Raw genomic sequence first — 15,894 nt, 5'->3', positions numbered from 1 at the left:
GCGCTGATGTGGCGCTGGGACTGAAAGGACACTTTCCATGCGTTCAATGACGACCCGGGCTTTGTGGATGGGCGCCGTGCTGCTAGCCCTGGCAGGTTGCGGCGAAAAGAAGACCGAACTGGGCCAGGGCGGTTCCGTGGTCACTGGCTCGGCAGGGCCGGTGGGGGCAAGCAATGCAGCGCGCGAACTGGCGCGCTGCGAGGCACCTGTGGCCACGCTGGCGCTGGCAGAAAATCCCAATGGCTACACCATCGGTTCGGGCTACAGCCTCCCGCCGTCCCCCGTGCCCCTGGTCAAGCTTCTGGCTCAGCAAAGTGGCTGCTTTCGCGTGGTGGACCGGTCCGCAGGGTTGCGGGGAACCATCCAGGAGCAGGACCTCAAGGATTCCGGAGTGCTGCGCAAGAACAACTCCACCGTGGCAAAGGGCAAGGGTTACGAAGCGCAGTACACGCTCACGCCCAGTCTCACGTTCAGCGAGCAGGACGCGGGACGGGGCCTGGCGGGCGTGATTGCCATGATTCCCGTGCTGCGCGACATCGCGGGCCTGGCCGGCATGGTGGAGCAGGTCAAGTTCAAGGAGGCGCAGACGGCGTTGCTGCTGTCCGACAACGAAACCACAGAACAGGTTGCCGCCGCCACTGGGTCCGCGCGCACCACGGACCTGGGCGTGGGCGGGCTCGTGTTCGGCAAACTCGGGGGAGCGGCGGGTGCTGGTTGGAGCAACACCAATGAGGGCAAGGTCATTGCCGCGGCCTTCCTTGATGCACACAATCAGTTGGTAGTCCAGGTCAGGGCGTTGCAGTCCAAGGAGCTGCCGCCGCCTGTTCCCACGACCACTGCAGCCCCGCGCTCCAAGGGCGGATAGCAGATAGGCGTCATGGTGCCGATAGTGCAGCACAGGCCCTACAAGCTTCCAGAGTCGGTGCTGGTGGTCATCCATACGCCCGCCCTGGAGGTTCTGCTGATCCGTCGCACAGGAGGTGAAGGGCACTGGCAGTCGGTTACCGGGAGCAAAGACCGTCTTGATGAGGCTTTTGACGAGACCGCTCGCCGTGAAGTGGCTGAAGAAACCGGTATTGACGTGCGGGCTCCCGGCTGCGCCCTGACCGACTGGGCGCTGGAGAACGTCTACGACATCTGGCCTCAATGGCTGCACCGATACGCCCCAGGTATCACGCGCAATCGCGAGCGGGTGTTTGGCTTGTGTGTACCAGCAGCTACGCCCGTGGTGCTGAGCCCCCGTGAACACGATGCTTTCGAATGGTTGCCTTGGCAGCGTGCCGCCGAGCGTTGCTTTTCGGCCTCCAATGCCGAGGCCTGCCTGCTGCTTCCTCGTTTCGTGTGAGCAGACGCTGGAATAGGCGCCGAAGTGTGCGCACCGAAGCGTGCCGCTCACTTGCGTTTGGCGAGGATGCGGACCAGGTGGTCTGAGAAGCCTTCTGCTGCAGGTGAGGTGGCCCGCCGTGCAGGGCTGTACAGGCACACATAGCGCATGACTTCGGGCGACAAAATGCGGCGACGCACCAGCCCCAGTGGTTTGGCCAGCGCACCCACATAGTCGGGCGCCAGCGTAGCAGCCACATCGGCGGCGGCCAGTCCCATTGCGGTGGAGATGTTGTCCACGATCTCAACCGGGGTCACGCGCTGCTCGCTGGGGAGTCCGGTGTGCATCTGTGCCACGCTGCGTTCATGGTCCCTGCCTGCAGCCACCAGAGGGTAGCTGTGTAACTGTTCCCAGGTCACGCTGCGTTTTCGGGCCAGGGGATGGGTGGGTGCGCACCACAGCACCCAGGGGCTTTCGAAAAGCTGGGTGCGCACGACGTCTTCGCCGCAAGCGCGATCCGGCCCCAACGCCAGGTCGGCGTCCCCGCCTGCGACCGCATCGACGAGTTTTTCCACCGGCACGTCGCGAATGTGAATGCGCACCTTGGGCCTGGTTTGTGTATAGGCCTTGATGGCCTTGGGCAGGATCACGCTGGCGACGACCAATGGCGCAGCAATTCGCACGATGCCCGCCGCGCGGTTGCGTACATCACTAGCGGCCGCCTGCGCCATGCGCAGGTGCTTGAGCACGGACTCTGCCGATGCCAGGAACTCCCGCCCCGCGCTGGTGATATCCACCCTGCGCGTGCTGCGCTCGAACAGCTTGAAACCAAGCGCTTCTTCCAACTCGCTCACAAGCTGGCTGACTGCAGACGGCGTAAGGGCCAAACGCTCGGCGGTGGCTGCAAAGCTGCGTAGCTCTGTCACGGTGACAAAGGCTTCGAGCTGGCGTGGTGTGAAGTGGGGCAAGGACATGGGGTGATGGTGTCACGCTCGAACAAAAGTCCATTCATTAGATCGTCTTAACAATCCATCAGAAAGCATTGATTGTCAAGCGCTACGGCTCTATCGATACTCACATCGGACGCGGGAAGTCCTTCTGGGCTAGCGAAAGCTTCCCGCGAAATCACAACAACGATACGAGACAACCTGAAGCACCAAGATGACAAACAACGAAGGCTCCGCAACCCTGGTATCGCTGCGCAGCGCGTACGCGGGACGGGTGTGGACCGAGCCTGGAGAGATGGCACCGTTTCTGTCGGACTGGCGCGGGAAGTGGAAGGGGCCTGCGCTTGCCGTGGCTCAGCCTGCAAACACCGATGAAGTAGCGCAACTGTTGGCCTGGTGCCATGCGCACGGCGTGGCCGTGGTGCCCCAAGGTGGCAACACCGGACTTTCGGGTGGTTCCGTGCCCGAGGCTGGATCGGTCGGCCGTAGACTGCCACTGCTGCTGTCCCTCACTCGGCTTAACCGAGTGCGCCATCTTGACCCCTTGAATAACACTCTGGTGGTGGAGGCTGGCGCGACGCTACAGCAGGTGCAGGATGTCGCCCGCGAGGCTGGACTTCTCTTTCCGTTGAGTCTGGCCGCAGAGGGCTCATGCACTATCGGCGGAAATTTGGCCACCAATGCGGGTGGCGTGCAGGTGCTGCGCTACGGCAATGCACGAGAGCTGTGCCTGGGGTTGGAGGTCGTCACGCCCGAGGGTGAAGTGTGGAACGGCTTGCGTACCCTGCGCAAGGACAACACCGGCTACGACCTGCGCGACCTCTACATTGGTTCGGAAGGCACGCTGGGTGTGATCACCGCTGCAGTGCTCAAGCTGTTCCCGCTGCCTGCCGCCCAAGTCGTCGCGCTGGTCGCGGTGCAAGGTCCAGACGCTGCTTTGCAGTTGCTGACGCTGGCCCAACAGCGCACCGGGGCATCGCTGACCGCTTTTGAACTGCTGTCGGATACCTGCATGTCCTTGGTACTGCACCATGTGCCGGGCACACGGCGCCCGCTGGCCGAGGCCTCGCCCTGGTATGTACTGCTCGAAGTATCAGTCCACGGCGACAAGGAAGATGCCCAGATCCGTGCGGCGCAAACAATGGAGGATTTGCTCGAAGCGGCGATGGAGCAGGGCGTTGTCACAGATGCCGCCCTGTCCACCACGCTCGCGCAGTTCGAGGCCTTGTGGGCGCTGCGCGAGAACATCTCCGAGGCGCAGGGCGCCGAGGGCCCGACCATCAAGCACGACATCGCGCTGCCCATTTCGCGTGTGCCCGAGTTCATCGCTCGCACCGATGCCATGGTGGGCGCTGCCTTCCCACAGGTTCGCCAGGTCACCTTCGGCCATCTGGGCGATGGCAACCTGCACTACAACGCTTCGCCCGCTGCCACCGGCCCGCTGGACGCTGCCGCCAAGGCCGCCTTTCTGGCGCTCGAAGGCCCGCTGAACCGGCTGGTGCACGACGCCGTCCACGCCCTGGGTGGCTCCATCAGCGCCGAGCACGGCTTGGGCGTGCTGCGACGCGACGAATCCGCACGCTACAAGGCGCCGGTTGAGCTGCGCCTGATGCAGCGCATCAAGGCTGCGCTCGACCCCGCCGGCCTGATGAACCCGGCCAAGCTGCTGCCCGAAACCCCTTTGGCCCATCGCCCCTGATGGCCTTGTCATCCCCCTGGAGAAACGCCCTGTGAGCACCGACACGCTGAACGTCGCCGGCATCGCCGTATCGCCCCACCATTACATCGACGGCCAGCGTGTGGCCTCGGACACTCGCTTTGACCTGCACTCGCCCATCGACCAGTCCCTGCTGGGGTGCATCAGCGAGGGTTCACCCGCGCATGTGGATGCCGCCGTCACCGCCGCAGCACGCGCCTTCCCGGCGTGGAGCGCGCTCACGGCCGCCGAGCGCAAGCCCTATCTGGACCGCTTTGCGGCCGAGATCGGCCAGCGCGCCGAGGCCTTCTGCACGCTCGAATCCAACGATGCGGGGGTGCTGCTCTCGCGCATGAAGCACGGCGTGGTGCCGCGCGCCATGCTCAACATCACCTGGTTCGCCGAGCATGCGCTCAGCCTGCAGGATCGTCCCATCGAGACCGAGCAGGCCACCCACCTTGTGCGCCATGACCCGGCTGGTGTGGTGGCCATCATCACGCCCTGGAATGCGCCGCTCATGCTGGCCACCTGGAAGCTCGGCCCGGCGCTTGCTGCGGGGAACTGCGTCATCGTGAAGCCGCCGGAATGGGCTCCGCTCACCAGCAGCCTGCTGGCCGACTGCGCCCATGCCGCCGGTCTGCCGCCGGGGGTTTTCAACATCGTGCAGGGCAGCGGTGCGAACACCGGCGCACGCTTGGTCAGCGACCCGCGCCTGGCACGTATTTCGTTCACTGGATCGGTGCCCACAGCCAAGTGGATCGCGCAGTCTGCAGGTGCCAACCTGGTGCCTTGCAGCCTGGAGCTGGGTGGCAAGTCGGCCTTTATCGTGCTGGAGGATGCAGACATCGACAACGCGGCCGCTACGGGTGCGTTGATGTACCGCAACGCGGGCCAGGTATGCCTGGCGGGCACACGCTTTCTGGTGCACCGCAAGGTGTATGACGCCTTCGTGGCCGCGCTGCGCAGCTATGTGGAAAAGCTCACGGTAGGCGACCCACGCGACGAAGCCACCGAGGTCGGCCCCATCATCCATCCGCGCCAGATCGAGTTTGTGCACGGCTTCGTGCAGCGCGCCGTGGCCGATGGCGCCACGCTGCTCTGGGGCGGTGCGCACCACCCCGTCGGCGCGCAGTATTACCAGCCCACGCTGCTCATCGATCTGCGCCAGGACAGCGAGATCGTGCAGAACGAGGTCTTCGGCCCGGTGCTTACCTTGCAGGCCTTTGACAGCGACGAGGAGGCCATCGCCCTGGCCAACGGTACCGACTACGGCCTGGGCGGCGTCTGCTACGGCGAAACCGAGCATGCCAGCGCGGTGGCGCAGCGGGTGCGCACTGGCTTCATCTGGGTCAACAGCTTCGGCATCCGCGATCTGGCCGCGCCGTTCGGCGGCATCAAGCGCAGCGGTGTGGGCCGCGAGGGTGGCGACTGGAGCTTCGAGTTCTTCTGCGACGTCAAGGACGTCGTCGTCCCGAAAAAGCCTTTCCGCGCCAGTTTCAGCCATCGTTGAGCATTACCTACACAAAGGAGACACACCCCATGGGAAGCATCGTTGGCGCCGCCATCGTCTCTCACCACCCCGGCCTGATGCAGTGCGAAGAGTTTCGCGTGCTGCAGGGCGCGGGGGCCGACTCGGACCTGATCCCGGGATATGCGCGGCTTCGCGCCAAGCTCGCAGAAGCCCGGCCTGACGTGGTCATCATTTTCGACTCGCACTGGTTCACCACGGGCTACCACTTGGTGGATGGCGCTCCGCGGTACCAGGGCAACTACATATCGGACGAGATGCCCTGGTACCTGCATGGCGTGCCTTACGACTACCGGGGGTACCCTGAATTGGCTTTGGAGATTGAGGCCGTGTCGCGCGAGCGAGGGGGCTACAACCGCGCCATCAACCACCCCGAACTGGGCCGTCACTACGCCACCATCAATCTGGTCAAGCAACTTCGGCTTGAGCACAGTGACACGCCTGTGGTTACCGTGAGTTCATGCCAGAACTGCGACTGGACGCATTTTGTGAAATCGGGTGAGTCCATAGGTGAGGCGGTCCGCCGCAGCAACCTTCGTGTGGCGCTGCTCGCCTCCGGTGCGCTCAGCCACAAGTTCAACCCTATCGACTGGAAGCCCAACCACCCGCGTATCTTTCACGAGAGCAATGTTTCGCGCCCCGAGAACATCGCCAGCGACAAGGGCGCGATCGAGCTGATGCAGCAGGGCCGACACGACACGGTGCTGGACCGCTGGCAGGACGAATACCGAAAGCTCCCTTGGGAAGCCTTTGGCGCCCACTACCTGCAAATGTTGGGAGCCATGGGGGGCGCGGCCTGTCGTGCGCGGGGCGAGACGCTGTCAGCCTATGAGAACGCGCGCGGCACCGGCAATGTGCACATGTGGTTCGAACCGCAAGAGGTGGCGGCATGAATTTCGAATTCCCCCTGAAAGAGCTGCCCGCAGTGATGCGTGGCCCCCGCGTGGAGCGCCGCCGCGTGCTGGTGGGCGGCAGCGCCTGTTGGGGCACCCTGGTGGAAGATGGTGCACAGCAAGGCCTCCTGCGCCTGGACGATGGCCGTGTGGTGGACGTCGCTACCGTGCAGCACCTGCCGCCCGTGTCGCCCAGCAAGATCATCGCTGTGCACATCTCGTACAGCTCCCGCAGCTATGAGACGCGCAACCAGCCCAAGCCGACCGAGACGCCCACCTACTTCACCAAGCCGCCGACCTCGATCAATGGGCACGGTTGCGAGATTCACAAGCCCGCTGACAGCCTGTACCTCAACTACGAGGGCGAGTACGCCGTGGTCATCGGCAAGACCTGCCGCAACGTGCTGCCCGATGAGGCATGGGATTACATCGAAGGTTTTTGCCCCGCACTCGACATGGGCCTGCAGAACTACCGCGATACCGACCAGGGCAGCATGCTGCGCGTGAAGGGTGCGGACACCTTGCTGCCCATCGGCCCTGGCATCGTGCGCGGCGTGAACCTGTTCGAGCAGACGCTGCGCACCTATCGCAATGGCTTGGTCGTGCAGGAGGCGCACATCGGTGACGAAACCATCTGGGGTCCGCATTACGTGGTGGCCGATATCGCGCGCCATATCACGCTAGTGCCTGGCGATGTGATCCTGATGGGCACGCCGTGCCACTCGCGCTCGGTGGACCCCGGTGACCTTGTGGAATGCGAGATCACCGGGTTGGGGCGCCTTGCGGGTACAGTGGTCGCCATCCCTGCGCCGCGCGCGTCAGCTCTGGGTGTGGGGCACCAACCCACCGATAGCCCAGAGGTGCGGCGCGTTGCCTTCGGATTTGATGAGCGCGTGCCCGACCGCTTGAAGGCCAACTACCGGCAGGCCGCCAGAAGCCAGTCGTCATCGCCGTAGTGCCACGTCTTTGTTCTTGCTTCCCCTTGACCGTCCTATAACAACCCGGAGACAAATCATGACCCTTCTCTTTTCAAGTTCGCGCCGTAACGTTTTGCACATGGCACTGGCAGGTACTGCTGGTTCGTTGCCGTTGATGGCCCGAGCGCAGTCCATCGATACAGTCAAGATACTGGCGGGCTTTGCCGCTGGTGGCACCGTCGACACACTGGCGCGCCGCGTGGCGACCCAGTTGGCCCCCGCCTACGCCAAATCGGCCGTGGTGGAGAACAAAACCGGCGCAGGGGGGCAGATCGCCATTGCCACCCTGAAGGCGGCTCCTGCAGATGGCGCCACGCTGCTGGTCACCCCCATGTCCATGCTGGGCATCTACCCCCACACCTACAAAAAGCTGCCCTACGACCCGGCAGCCGATGTCACCCCAGTCTCGTTGGGCGTGGTGTTTGACATGGGCTTTGCGGTGGGGCCTCAGGTGCCAGCCTCTGTAAAAACCGTGCCTGAATTTTTGGAGTGGTGCAAAGCTAACCCGACGGGAGCGAACTTCGGATCGCCAGCGCCTGGGTCCGTGCCGCATTTCGTGGGCGAACTCATCAGTCGCGCAGGCAACGTAGACATGCGGCACGTGGGTTTTCGGGGGTCGCAGCCCGCCATCTTGGACCTGCTGGGCGGGCAGATTGCGGCCGTCTCTGCGCCGGTGGGCGAGTTTTTGCCACACCTTGCCGGTGGCAAGCTCAGGGTGCTGGCCACCTCGGGTGCCACCCGCAATAGATTCGTGCCCGGTGTCAGCACGCTGGTGGAGCAGGGCTTCAAGGACATGGTCTACGGTGAGTGGTTTGGTTTCTTCCTACCGGGCAAGGCATCTGCTGAGCTGGTGCAAAGGGCCAATGCCGCCATTCGCACCGCGCTGGCCGACAAGGAGGTGATCGGTGGGCTGGCAGCGATGGGACTGGAGGCCCGCTCCTCCACGCCCGCTGAGCTGGCAGCCTTGCTCAAAGCAGATGCGGAAAAATGGGCTCCCATCGTGAAGGCCATTGGCTTTACCGCCGAGTCTTGAATACGCCTACCTAATTCGTTTCGCGTCTATCCCTCAAAGGGGGGGCGCTACGACCAGCCTTCACAGGCCAAGGGTTGCATGCGTGCCTGGGAGGTTCTTGCGCGGCGCGCACAGGCCTGGTGCTCGCCAGTCCCGCCGCGCGGTTTCCAGGGCGCACAAAATGAGAAGAAGGAATGACCGATGTTTGATGACGCATTGATCCATCAGCTTGCCGGGGAGCTGCACCAGGCCGAGAAGAGCCGCGTGCAGGTGGAGCACTTTTCCAAGCGCTACCCTGGTATGACGGTGCAAGATGGATATGCCATCTCGCGCGCCTGGGTGGCGATGAAGATCGCCGAGGGCCGCACGGTGCGCGGTCACAAGATCGGCCTGACCTCGCGCGCCATGCAGATTGCCAGCCAGATCACCGAGCCCGACTTTGGCACCCTGCTGGACGACATGTTCTTTGCCGAAGGCGGGGACATTCCCATGCAGCGCTTCATCCTGCCGCGCGTCGAGGTGGAGCTGGCGTTCGTGCTCAACAAGCCGCTGCGGGGCGAGCCTGGGCGCCCGCCGGTGAACATCTTCGACGTGCTGGCTGCCACCGAATACGTGGTGCCCGCCATCGAGATCATTGACGCGCGCATTGAACAGCACGACCGCCATACCGGCGTGATGCGCAAGGTTTTCGACACCATCTCCGACAACGCGGCCAACGCCGGCATCATCACGGGAGGGCGTCCTGTGCGCCCCGATGCAGTGGACCTGCGCTGGTGCGGCGCGCTGCTCTACAAGAATGGCGTCATCGAGGAATCGGGGCTGGCAGCCGCTGTTTTGAACCACCCCGCCACCGGCGTAGCCTGGTTGGCCAACAAGCTCGCGCCGTACGGTGAAGGCCTGGCGGCGGGTGAGGTGGTACTGGGCGGCTCGTTCACACGCCCTGTGGCAGCCACAGCGGGCGATACCTTTCATGCCGACTATGGACCCCTGGGCAATATTGCCTTTCGATTTTGCTGAATTGTCTGAGGGCTTGACTGTGCACACCCCTGTAAATACGTTCAAGGCGGCTCTGGCTGCACGCACGCCGCAGATTGGCCTGTGGTTTGGCCTGGCCAATGGCTATGCGGCGGAACTGGTGGCGGGCGCCGGTTTTGACTGGTTGCTGCTCGATGGCGAGCATGCCCCCAATGACGTGCCGCTCATGCTCGCGCAACTGCAAGGGATCGCCAGCGCACGTGCCATGTTGGGCATGGGGCCCCACCCGGTGGCGCGCGTGCCCGTGGGCGACACGGCGCTGATCAAACAGTACCTTGACATTGGTGCGCAAACACTGCTGGTGCCGATGGTGGACACGGCCGAGCAGGCCGCACAGTTGGTGCGCGCCACGCGCTACCCGCAGGACGACGGACACGGCGGTATCCGTGGCATGGGTGCAGGCCTGGCGCGTGCCTCGCAGTGGATGCGCTACCCCGGCTACCTCAAGGAGGCCAATGCCCAGGTTTGCCTGCTGGTGCAGGCCGAGAGTACGCTGGCCATCCAGAACCTGGATGCGATTGCCAACACGCCTGGCGTCGATGGTGTCTTCTTTGGCCCCGCTGACCTGTCGGCCAGCATGGGTCACGTAGGCAACCCCGGACACCCCGACGTGCAGGCCGTGATCGAAGACGGAATACGCCGCGTACTGGCGGCGGGCAAGGCCCCCGGCATCTTGATGGCCGACGAAAAGCTGGCACGCCGCTATCTCGAACTGGGCGCAGTCTTTGTCGCTGTCGGGGTGGATACCAGCGTTCTGGTGGCCGCCACGCGGGACTTGGCGGCACGCTATGGCAGACCTATGAGCATGGCTTCAGCAGTTAGCGCGCCGTCTCCCACGGTGTATTGAAAGTTGCAAGGGGCATACCCCTTGGGGAACGCTCGGCCAGGGCCATTTGGCTGAGCGTTTTTAAGAGCAGCTAACAAAACTCTTCTGGCGTCGTTGCCGCGTCTTGTCGTACTGCCCGTACTGCCTGCGACGCAGCGCCTAGCCAGAACCGCTTCGCTGAGTTTTGTTAGCCGCTCTTAGTCACTCCGGCTCCTATCCGGCAGGTCTTAGCCTGAATTGATCCGCGGGATCCACAGACTCCGCGTTGCTGGAGTCGCCTATTTCGTCATTGCTTGGTGTCCGTGGTGCAGGGCTGGGCTCGGCGGCGCTGCGTGAGCGGATGACCACTCCCCCGGGCCGCCGTTCGCTGTCCTGCCCCAGGATGGCGCGTGCCGGAGCGCTGCCCACACGGGTGCGCAACGCGTCAATGGCCTCCTGCAGTGGCTCGGGCGAGGCTATGCGTGCTTGGTTGCGCAGCAGCACCTGCTGGGACATGTCCACAAGCTTGGAGTTGAGCGTCCGCTCGGCCTCTGTCAGAAGATTCTGGACGGCACCGGTCGGGTCCCCGTGCAGGCTTCGCGCCATGGCGGTCTCTGCGGTCTTGTTGATCTGGACCAGGCATTCGCGTATCAGGTCCCCATACGGGGCATGCAGGTTGCAGGCATTGGCCAGCAGCTCGGTCAGGCCGCGCGTGTTGGCATAGCGCATGCCGAGCGCGCGCACCCAGCTTTCGCCGTCGGCCAGATCGATCGACGTGACCGCAAGCACTGCCAGCAGGCTGCCCAGATTGCATGCGGCCTCGAAATCGAAGCTGCTGGACGTGATCTCGCGGGCCATGTTGCGCACCGACTCCACCGCTTGTGAGAACTGCCGCTGCTGGATGAGCTGCAGCGTGCGCGCCACATCGGTAAAGCGCTGAATGCGCGGGCTGGCGTGGTGCCGCTCCATGATGCGGGCGAAATCAGCCATGCAGCGTTCGATCCCTTTGCGGTCGTTTTCGGCAAAGTATGAAAACGTCAGCAACACCAGCGACTGAAAATCAAACAGCTTGGAGTCGATGCCTAGTATGGCGGCGCGCGCCAGGATCTTGGTGGCGGTCTCGCGGTCGCCCATGTAGTACGACATCATCCCCAGCTTCTGCAGCCGCACCACCGAGTCCGGTGTGAGGCCGCTGGCGGTGCGGTAGGTCTCGATGGCCTGCGAGAAGTTGCCCAGCTCCACCTGGGCGCGGCCCAGCACGTCGTACGCATCGGCAAACGACGGGTCTTCGCCGATCAGCTCCTGCAGCGTGGTGATGGCGCGTGCCGCCTGGCCCGACTCGATCTGCGCGCGTGCCACGCCCAGTTTGGCCCAGGGCAGGGCGCGTGCGGCAATCACGGCCTCGAACAGCGTGCGGGCTTGGTCGTGGCGGCCCAGGCGCAGCAGCAATTCAGACCCAATGCGGGCGGCATACAGCCAATAGGGTTGGCGAGACTCGAACCGTTCCACGCACAGCTGCGCCGCACGCTCAAAGTCTTCGGCCTCGATGGCGTCAAAAATAGGCCGCAGATGGATCTTGCGCAGGCGCGCCAGGCTCAGCCGCTCAAACAGTGCGCTGGGCGTGAAGGGCTTGAGCAGATAACCGTCCAGCGCCGACTCGGCCGCCTCGGCCACGGCGGCATACGACGCCTCGGACGTGACCATGAAGAACACGGTGGAGAACGGCAGCAGCTGCGCCCGCCGCAAGTCGTCCAGCAGGGTCTGGCCCGAATAGCCGCCCTCGCCAAAGTACTGCTCGCACAGCACATAGTCAAAAACAGTGTGTTCCAGCCGGTTGCGCGCGTCCTGCACGCGGGTGCATTGCACGATGCGGGTCACCCCGTACTCACGCAGCTGCCCCACCAGAATGCTGCGTGATGTGGCATTGCTGTCAACAATCAGTGCCAGCACCGGGGGTGGGGCGGATTGTTCTTTCTCGGTTGCCATCGGTGGTGTGTACCGGCCCTGCTGCTGGGGTGGATAGTGAAAGTCCCCAGTGTAAGGGCGCCCGCACGGCGCAAATGCCGGGCAAACCCGCTGCCGGCGCGGCTTGCGACACAATCCTCCCTCGCAGACCGGGCTTCGGTACTGGCAAACGCGCTCAACTACTCCGATGAGGCTCATGGAACACGACGACATTCTGCGGGTGGCGACCTACAACATCCACAAAGGCGTGCAAGGCATCGGGCCCGTGCGCCGGTTGGAGATTCACAACCTCGGCCTGGCCGTGGAGCAGCTCGACGCCGATATCGTCTGTCTGCAGGAGGTGCGCAAGCTCAACCGCGGCGAGCAGGCGTTTTTCCGCCGGTGGCCCGAGCTTCCGCAGGCCGAGTTTCTGGCGCCCGAGGGCTACGAGGCGATCTACCGCACCAACGCCATCACCAAACACGGCGAACACGGCAACGCGTTGCTGTCGCGCTGGCCGGTGATCGGACACCAGCACGAGGACATTTCGGACCACCGCTTCGAGCAGCGCGGCTTGCTGCATGTCGAGGTGGACGCCCACGGCCGCCGGGTGCACGTGATCGTGGTGCACCTGGGGCTGATCCCGGGCAGCCGCGTGCGCCAGATCGAGCGGCTGCAGCGCTTCATCGAACGGGAGGTGCCCACCGGTGCCCCGCTGGTGGTGGCCGGGGACTTCAACGACTGGGGCCAGCAGATCAAGCGCATGCTTGCCAGCTTTTTTCTGTACGAGTTTGAGGCGCCGCGCATGTTCACCTACCCGGCGCGTCTGCCGCTGGCGCAGCTGGACCATGTCTACGTGCGGGGCCTCACGCCCCTGTCGCTGCATGTGCCCAAGGGCCGCATCTGGTGGCGCATGTCCGACCACCTGCCGCTCATCGCTGAATTCAGGTTGTGAAGCCCCCCCTGAGTCGCTTCGCGCCTTCCCCCCAGAGGGGGGACGCCACCCGTGGCCTGGCAAAGCCAGTTCCACGGTGGCACTGGTATCGGGGCGTGCCAGTGCCGCGGGCTGCCGGTGCAGCGGCGTACTGTGGATCGCCGACATGACAAGAAAACCTTCTGCCACGCTGCGCGGGTCCGATTTTGCCGACGACCACCAGGTGCGGCTGCTGCAAGGGGCCGAGGAGCTTTTTCCTGCGTTGATTGAGGCCATGGATGCCGCCCTGTCGGACATCCAGTTTGAGACCTATATTTTTGACTTCACCGGCACGGGTGCTACGGTGGCCGAAGCATTGATGCGCGCTGCCCAGCGCGGCGTGCGTACCCAGCTGGTAGTAGATGGCGTGGGCACCGGCGCCTTGCCGCCCGACTGGGCGGGGCGCCTTCAGGCGGCAGGCGTGCAATACAGCGTGTACTCGCCCCTGGGCCCGCTGGGCTTGCTGTTGCCCCACCGGTGGCGCAGGCTACACCGCAAGCTGTGCGTGGTGGACGGCTGCACGCTGTTTTGCGGCGGCATCAACGTGCTGGATGATTTTCATGACCCCAACCACGGCACGCTAGACGCCCCACGGTTTGACTTTGCCGTGCAGGCCACGGGCACGCTGGTGGAGATGGCCAGCGACACCATGGACCAGCTGTGGTGGCGCATGCAGGCCGTGCGCGACGCGCGCCAGCGCCGCCTGCCCGAGGCGCTGCAGGCCCTGCGCGCCGCCAGCGCAGCCAAACACGCGGCCCGCCTGGCCGAGGCGGCAGATGGCGCGCCGCCCATGCGCGCCGCACTGGTGCTGCGCGACAACGTGCGCAACCGCAGCCGCATCGAAAAGGCCTACCGCCGCGCCATCGGTGCGGCGCGGCACGAGGTCATCATTGCCAACGCCTACTTCATGCCCGGGGGCAAGCTGCGCAGAGCGCTGGTGATGGCGGCGCGCCGTGGCGTGCGCGTGCGCCTGCTGCTGCAGGGGCGTTATGAGTACTTCATGCAGTACCACGCGGCGCGGCCGGTGTATGGCGCGCTGCTGGATGCGGGGGTGGAGATCCACGAGTACGCGCCCAGCTTTTTGCACGCCAAGGTCGCCGTCATCGACGCGCAGGGCGACAAGCCATGGGCGACGGTGGGCTCGTCCAACCTCGACCCTTTGAGCCTGTTGCTGGCGCGCGAGGCCAATGTGGTGGTCGAAGACGCTGCCTTTGCCATCGACCTGCGCCAGCGGCTGGTGCACGCCATGCAGCACGCAGGCCGGCGCATGGACCCGGCGCGCTACGCAGGCCGCCCGCTGCGCCAGCGTGTGCTCGACCGTGTGGCGTTCGGGTTGATGCGTCTGGCACTGTGGGTCACCGGCAACAGGTACTGAGCCTGGCGGGAGCCGTCGCCCATGTTTGCTATATAAATAATAGCTGCTAGCGCTTGTGCAATAAGCGGTAGAGGCCAAAAACCCTATAAATCAGCTGAGTGGCGTTCGCTGGTAGGATGCCGCTCATGTCCAGTCAACCCGCTGCTGCTATGACGCCCACCTCGCCGGATGAAGAAGGTACCCCCGTTTCCGTCAAGATCCGCGAGCGGATCAACGCCTCTCGCAAACGCTTCAATGCCAACGACAACATCTCCGAGTTCATTGAACCCGGCGAGTTGGAGAAACTGCTCGACGAAGTGGAAGTCAAGATGCAGGGCGTGCTCGACAGCATGGTGATCGACACGGTGGGCGACCACAACACCAACAACACCGCGCGCCGCGTGGCCAAGATGTACCTCAACGAGGTGTTCCGGGGCCGCTACGTAGAACAACCCCCCATCACCGAGTTTCCCAACGCCGAGCACCTGAACGAGCTCATGATCGTGGGCCCCCTCACTGTGCGCAGCGCCTGCAGCCACCATTTCTGCCCCGTCATCGGCAAGATCTGGATCGGCGTCATGCCCAACGAGCACACCAACGTGATCGGTCTGTCCAAATACGCGCGCCTGGTGGACTGGATCATGGGCCGCCCCCAGATCCAGGAAGAAGCCGTGGTGCAACTGGCCGACCTCATCATGGAAAAGACCCAGCCCGATGGCCTGGCCATCGTCATGGAAGCCAGCCACTTTTGCATGTCCTGGCGCGGTGTGCGCGACATGGACAGCAAGATGATCAACTCGGTGATGCGCGGCGTGTTCCTCAAAGACCCGTCGTTGCGTCGCGAATTTTTGTCCCTCATTCCAGGAAAGAACTAACCCATGTTGGTACGCCTGCTTTACGCCAGCCGCGCGGTAGACACCACGCCCGCCGCCATCGAAGCCATCTTGACCCAGTCCCGCCAGCATAACCCCGGCTCCGGCATTACCGGCGTGTTGTGTTACGGCGGTGGTGTGTTTCTGCAAGCCATTGAAGGCGGCCGCTCGGCCGTCAATGAGCTGTACGGCCACATTCAGCGCGACAGCCGCCACCAGAACGTGGAGCTGCTGCACTACGAAGAAATCGCCGAACGCCGCTTTGGCGGCTGGACGATGGGGCAGGTCAACATGTCCAAGATCAATCATTCCATCTTGCTCAAATACTCCGAGCGGCCCGAGCTGGACCCTTATTCGGTGTCGGGCAAGGTGTCGTTTGCGTTGCTTGAAGAGTTGATGGCCACGGCCTCCATCATCGGCAGGGCCTGAAAAGCGGGGCGCTTTGCTACTGCGCGGCCTGATCCCGGGTCTGCGGTACTCGCCGCACGGGAGTGCGGCTGCGTTCCTCAACCCAGGCTGAGGCCGCTCGCTACG

General features: G+C 64.2%; 15 protein-coding genes. 13 read left to right on the top strand and 2 right to left on the bottom strand.

Going from position 1 to position 15,894, the window contains the following annotated elements; all coding sequences use genetic code 11:
* Window positions 1-46 precede the first annotated feature (46 nt).
* Window positions 47-865, top strand: a complete 819-nt coding sequence (locus ACK4OE_RS12620; RefSeq protein WP_409885186.1) for a CsgG/HfaB family protein — start codon at window positions 47-49, stop codon at window positions 863-865.
* Between the two features lie 12 nt (window positions 866-877).
* On the top strand, window positions 878-1,345 hold the full coding sequence (gene nudB, locus ACK4OE_RS12615; RefSeq protein WP_409885158.1) for a dihydroneopterin triphosphate diphosphatase: 468 nt from the start codon (window positions 878-880) through the stop codon (window positions 1,343-1,345).
* Between the two features lie 47 nt (window positions 1,346-1,392).
* Here the strand turns inward: nudB and ACK4OE_RS12610 are convergent, their stop codons facing one another.
* On the bottom strand, window positions 1,393-2,298 hold the full coding sequence (locus tag ACK4OE_RS12610; RefSeq protein WP_409885157.1) for a LysR family transcriptional regulator: 906 nt from the start codon (window positions 2,296-2,298) through the stop codon (window positions 1,393-1,395).
* 187 nt (window positions 2,299-2,485) lie between these two features.
* On the opposite strand from ACK4OE_RS12610, the gene ACK4OE_RS12605 reads away from it, so the two are divergent.
* The 7 genes from ACK4OE_RS12605 (at window position 2,486) to ACK4OE_RS12575 (ending at window position 10,259) form a co-directional block, all read left to right on the top strand.
* The gene (locus ACK4OE_RS12605) at window positions 2,486-3,970 is read left to right on the top strand and encodes an FAD-binding oxidoreductase (protein WP_409885156.1); all 1,485 of its coding nucleotides are present in this window, start codon (window positions 2,486-2,488) and stop codon (window positions 3,968-3,970) included.
* Window positions 3,971-4,001: 31 nt separating this feature from the next.
* A complete protein-coding gene (locus ACK4OE_RS12600) occupies window positions 4,002-5,477 on the top strand; it encodes an aldehyde dehydrogenase family protein (protein ID WP_409885155.1) in 1,476 nt (491 codons plus the stop codon).
* A gap of 29 nt (window positions 5,478-5,506) precedes the next feature.
* Entirely contained in the window at window positions 5,507-6,388 is an 882-nt protein-coding gene (locus ACK4OE_RS12595) for an extradiol ring-cleavage dioxygenase (protein ID WP_409885154.1), read from the top strand.
* Window positions 6,385-7,344 carry a fumarylacetoacetate hydrolase family protein gene (locus tag ACK4OE_RS12590; RefSeq protein ID WP_409885153.1) on the top strand — a complete coding sequence of 320 codons (960 nt, stop codon included), beginning with the start codon at window positions 6,385-6,387 and terminating at the stop codon, window positions 7,342-7,344. The genes ACK4OE_RS12595 and ACK4OE_RS12590 overlap by 4 nt, the downstream gene beginning before the upstream one ends.
* Window positions 7,345-7,402: 58 nt before the next feature.
* Window positions 7,403-8,398, top strand: a complete 996-nt coding sequence (locus ACK4OE_RS12585; protein WP_409885152.1) for a Bug family tripartite tricarboxylate transporter substrate binding protein — start codon at window positions 7,403-7,405, stop codon at window positions 8,396-8,398.
* Window positions 8,399-8,578: 180 nt separating this feature from the next.
* Window positions 8,579-9,394: a 2-oxo-hept-4-ene-1,7-dioate hydratase gene (hpaH, locus tag ACK4OE_RS12580; RefSeq protein ID WP_409885151.1), complete on the top strand. Its 816-nt coding sequence runs from the start codon at window positions 8,579-8,581 to the stop codon at window positions 9,392-9,394.
* Window positions 9,395-9,413: 19 nt separating this feature from the next.
* Complete coding sequence (locus ACK4OE_RS12575) at window positions 9,414-10,259, top strand: aldolase/citrate lyase family protein (protein ID WP_409885150.1); 846 nt, start codon at window positions 9,414-9,416, stop codon at window positions 10,257-10,259.
* Between the two features lie 192 nt (window positions 10,260-10,451).
* On the opposite strand, the gene ACK4OE_RS12570 is transcribed toward ACK4OE_RS12575, so the two are convergent.
* Window positions 10,452-12,203, bottom strand: coding sequence for a tetratricopeptide repeat protein (locus ACK4OE_RS12570; RefSeq protein WP_409885149.1), 1,752 nt, complete (start codon window positions 12,201-12,203; stop codon window positions 10,452-10,454).
* A gap of 175 nt (window positions 12,204-12,378) precedes the next feature.
* Here ACK4OE_RS12570 and ACK4OE_RS12565 point away from each other — a divergent pair, with 175 nt between their 5' ends.
* The 4 genes from ACK4OE_RS12565 (at window position 12,379) to ACK4OE_RS12550 (ending at window position 15,789) form a co-directional block, all read left to right on the top strand.
* Complete coding sequence (locus tag ACK4OE_RS12565; RefSeq protein WP_409885148.1) at window positions 12,379-13,116, top strand: endonuclease/exonuclease/phosphatase family protein; 738 nt, start codon at window positions 12,379-12,381, stop codon at window positions 13,114-13,116.
* Between the two features lie 145 nt (window positions 13,117-13,261).
* Window positions 13,262-14,509, top strand: a complete 1,248-nt coding sequence (gene clsB, locus ACK4OE_RS12560; protein WP_409885147.1) for a cardiolipin synthase ClsB — start codon at window positions 13,262-13,264, stop codon at window positions 14,507-14,509.
* A 125-nt stretch (window positions 14,510-14,634) separates the two neighbouring features.
* On the top strand, window positions 14,635-15,363 hold the full coding sequence (gene folE / locus ACK4OE_RS12555) for a GTP cyclohydrolase I (RefSeq protein ID WP_409885146.1): 729 nt from the start codon (window positions 14,635-14,637) through the stop codon (window positions 15,361-15,363).
* Window positions 15,364-15,366: 3 nt separating this feature from the next.
* Entirely contained in the window at window positions 15,367-15,789 is a 423-nt protein-coding gene (locus tag ACK4OE_RS12550; RefSeq protein ID WP_409885145.1) for a BLUF domain-containing protein, read from the top strand.
* The last annotated feature ends 105 nt before the right edge of the window (window positions 15,790-15,894 follow it).

It is taken from the genome of Acidovorax sp. (assembly GCF_046314175.1).
Lineage (GTDB): Bacteria > Pseudomonadota > Gammaproteobacteria > Burkholderiales > Burkholderiaceae_C > Acidovorax.
This window is presented reverse-complemented; position numbering and strand designations above follow the sequence as displayed.

Bases quoted from the DNA above. Each gene is read 5' to 3' on its own strand.
- ACK4OE_RS12620 (WP_409885186.1), top strand. From the start codon at position 47: ATGACGACCCGGGCTTTGTGGATGGGCGCCGTGCTGCTAGCCCTGGCA.
- nudB (WP_409885158.1), top strand. From the start codon at position 878: ATGGTGCCGATAGTGCAGCACAGGCCCTACAAGCTTCCAGAGTCGGTG.
- ACK4OE_RS12610 (WP_409885157.1), bottom strand. From the start codon at position 2,298: ATGTCCTTGCCCCACTTCACACCACGCCAGCTCGAAGCCTTTGTCACC.
- ACK4OE_RS12605 (WP_409885156.1), top strand. From the start codon at position 2,486: ATGACAAACAACGAAGGCTCCGCAACCCTGGTATCGCTGCGCAGCGCG.
- ACK4OE_RS12595 (WP_409885154.1), top strand. From the start codon at position 5,507: ATGGGAAGCATCGTTGGCGCCGCCATCGTCTCTCACCACCCCGGCCTG.
- ACK4OE_RS12590 (WP_409885153.1), top strand. From the start codon at position 6,385: ATGAATTTCGAATTCCCCCTGAAAGAGCTGCCCGCAGTGATGCGTGGC.
- ACK4OE_RS12585 (WP_409885152.1), top strand. From the start codon at position 7,403: ATGACCCTTCTCTTTTCAAGTTCGCGCCGTAACGTTTTGCACATGGCA.
- hpaH (WP_409885151.1), top strand. From the start codon at position 8,579: ATGTTTGATGACGCATTGATCCATCAGCTTGCCGGGGAGCTGCACCAG.
- ACK4OE_RS12570 (WP_409885149.1), bottom strand. From the start codon at position 12,203: ATGGCAACCGAGAAAGAACAATCCGCCCCACCCCCGGTGCTGGCACTG.
- ACK4OE_RS12565 (WP_409885148.1), top strand. From the start codon at position 12,379: ATGGAACACGACGACATTCTGCGGGTGGCGACCTACAACATCCACAAA.
- clsB (WP_409885147.1), top strand. From the start codon at position 13,262: ATGACAAGAAAACCTTCTGCCACGCTGCGCGGGTCCGATTTTGCCGAC.
- folE (WP_409885146.1), top strand. From the start codon at position 14,635: ATGTCCAGTCAACCCGCTGCTGCTATGACGCCCACCTCGCCGGATGAA.
- ACK4OE_RS12550 (WP_409885145.1), top strand. From the start codon at position 15,367: ATGTTGGTACGCCTGCTTTACGCCAGCCGCGCGGTAGACACCACGCCC.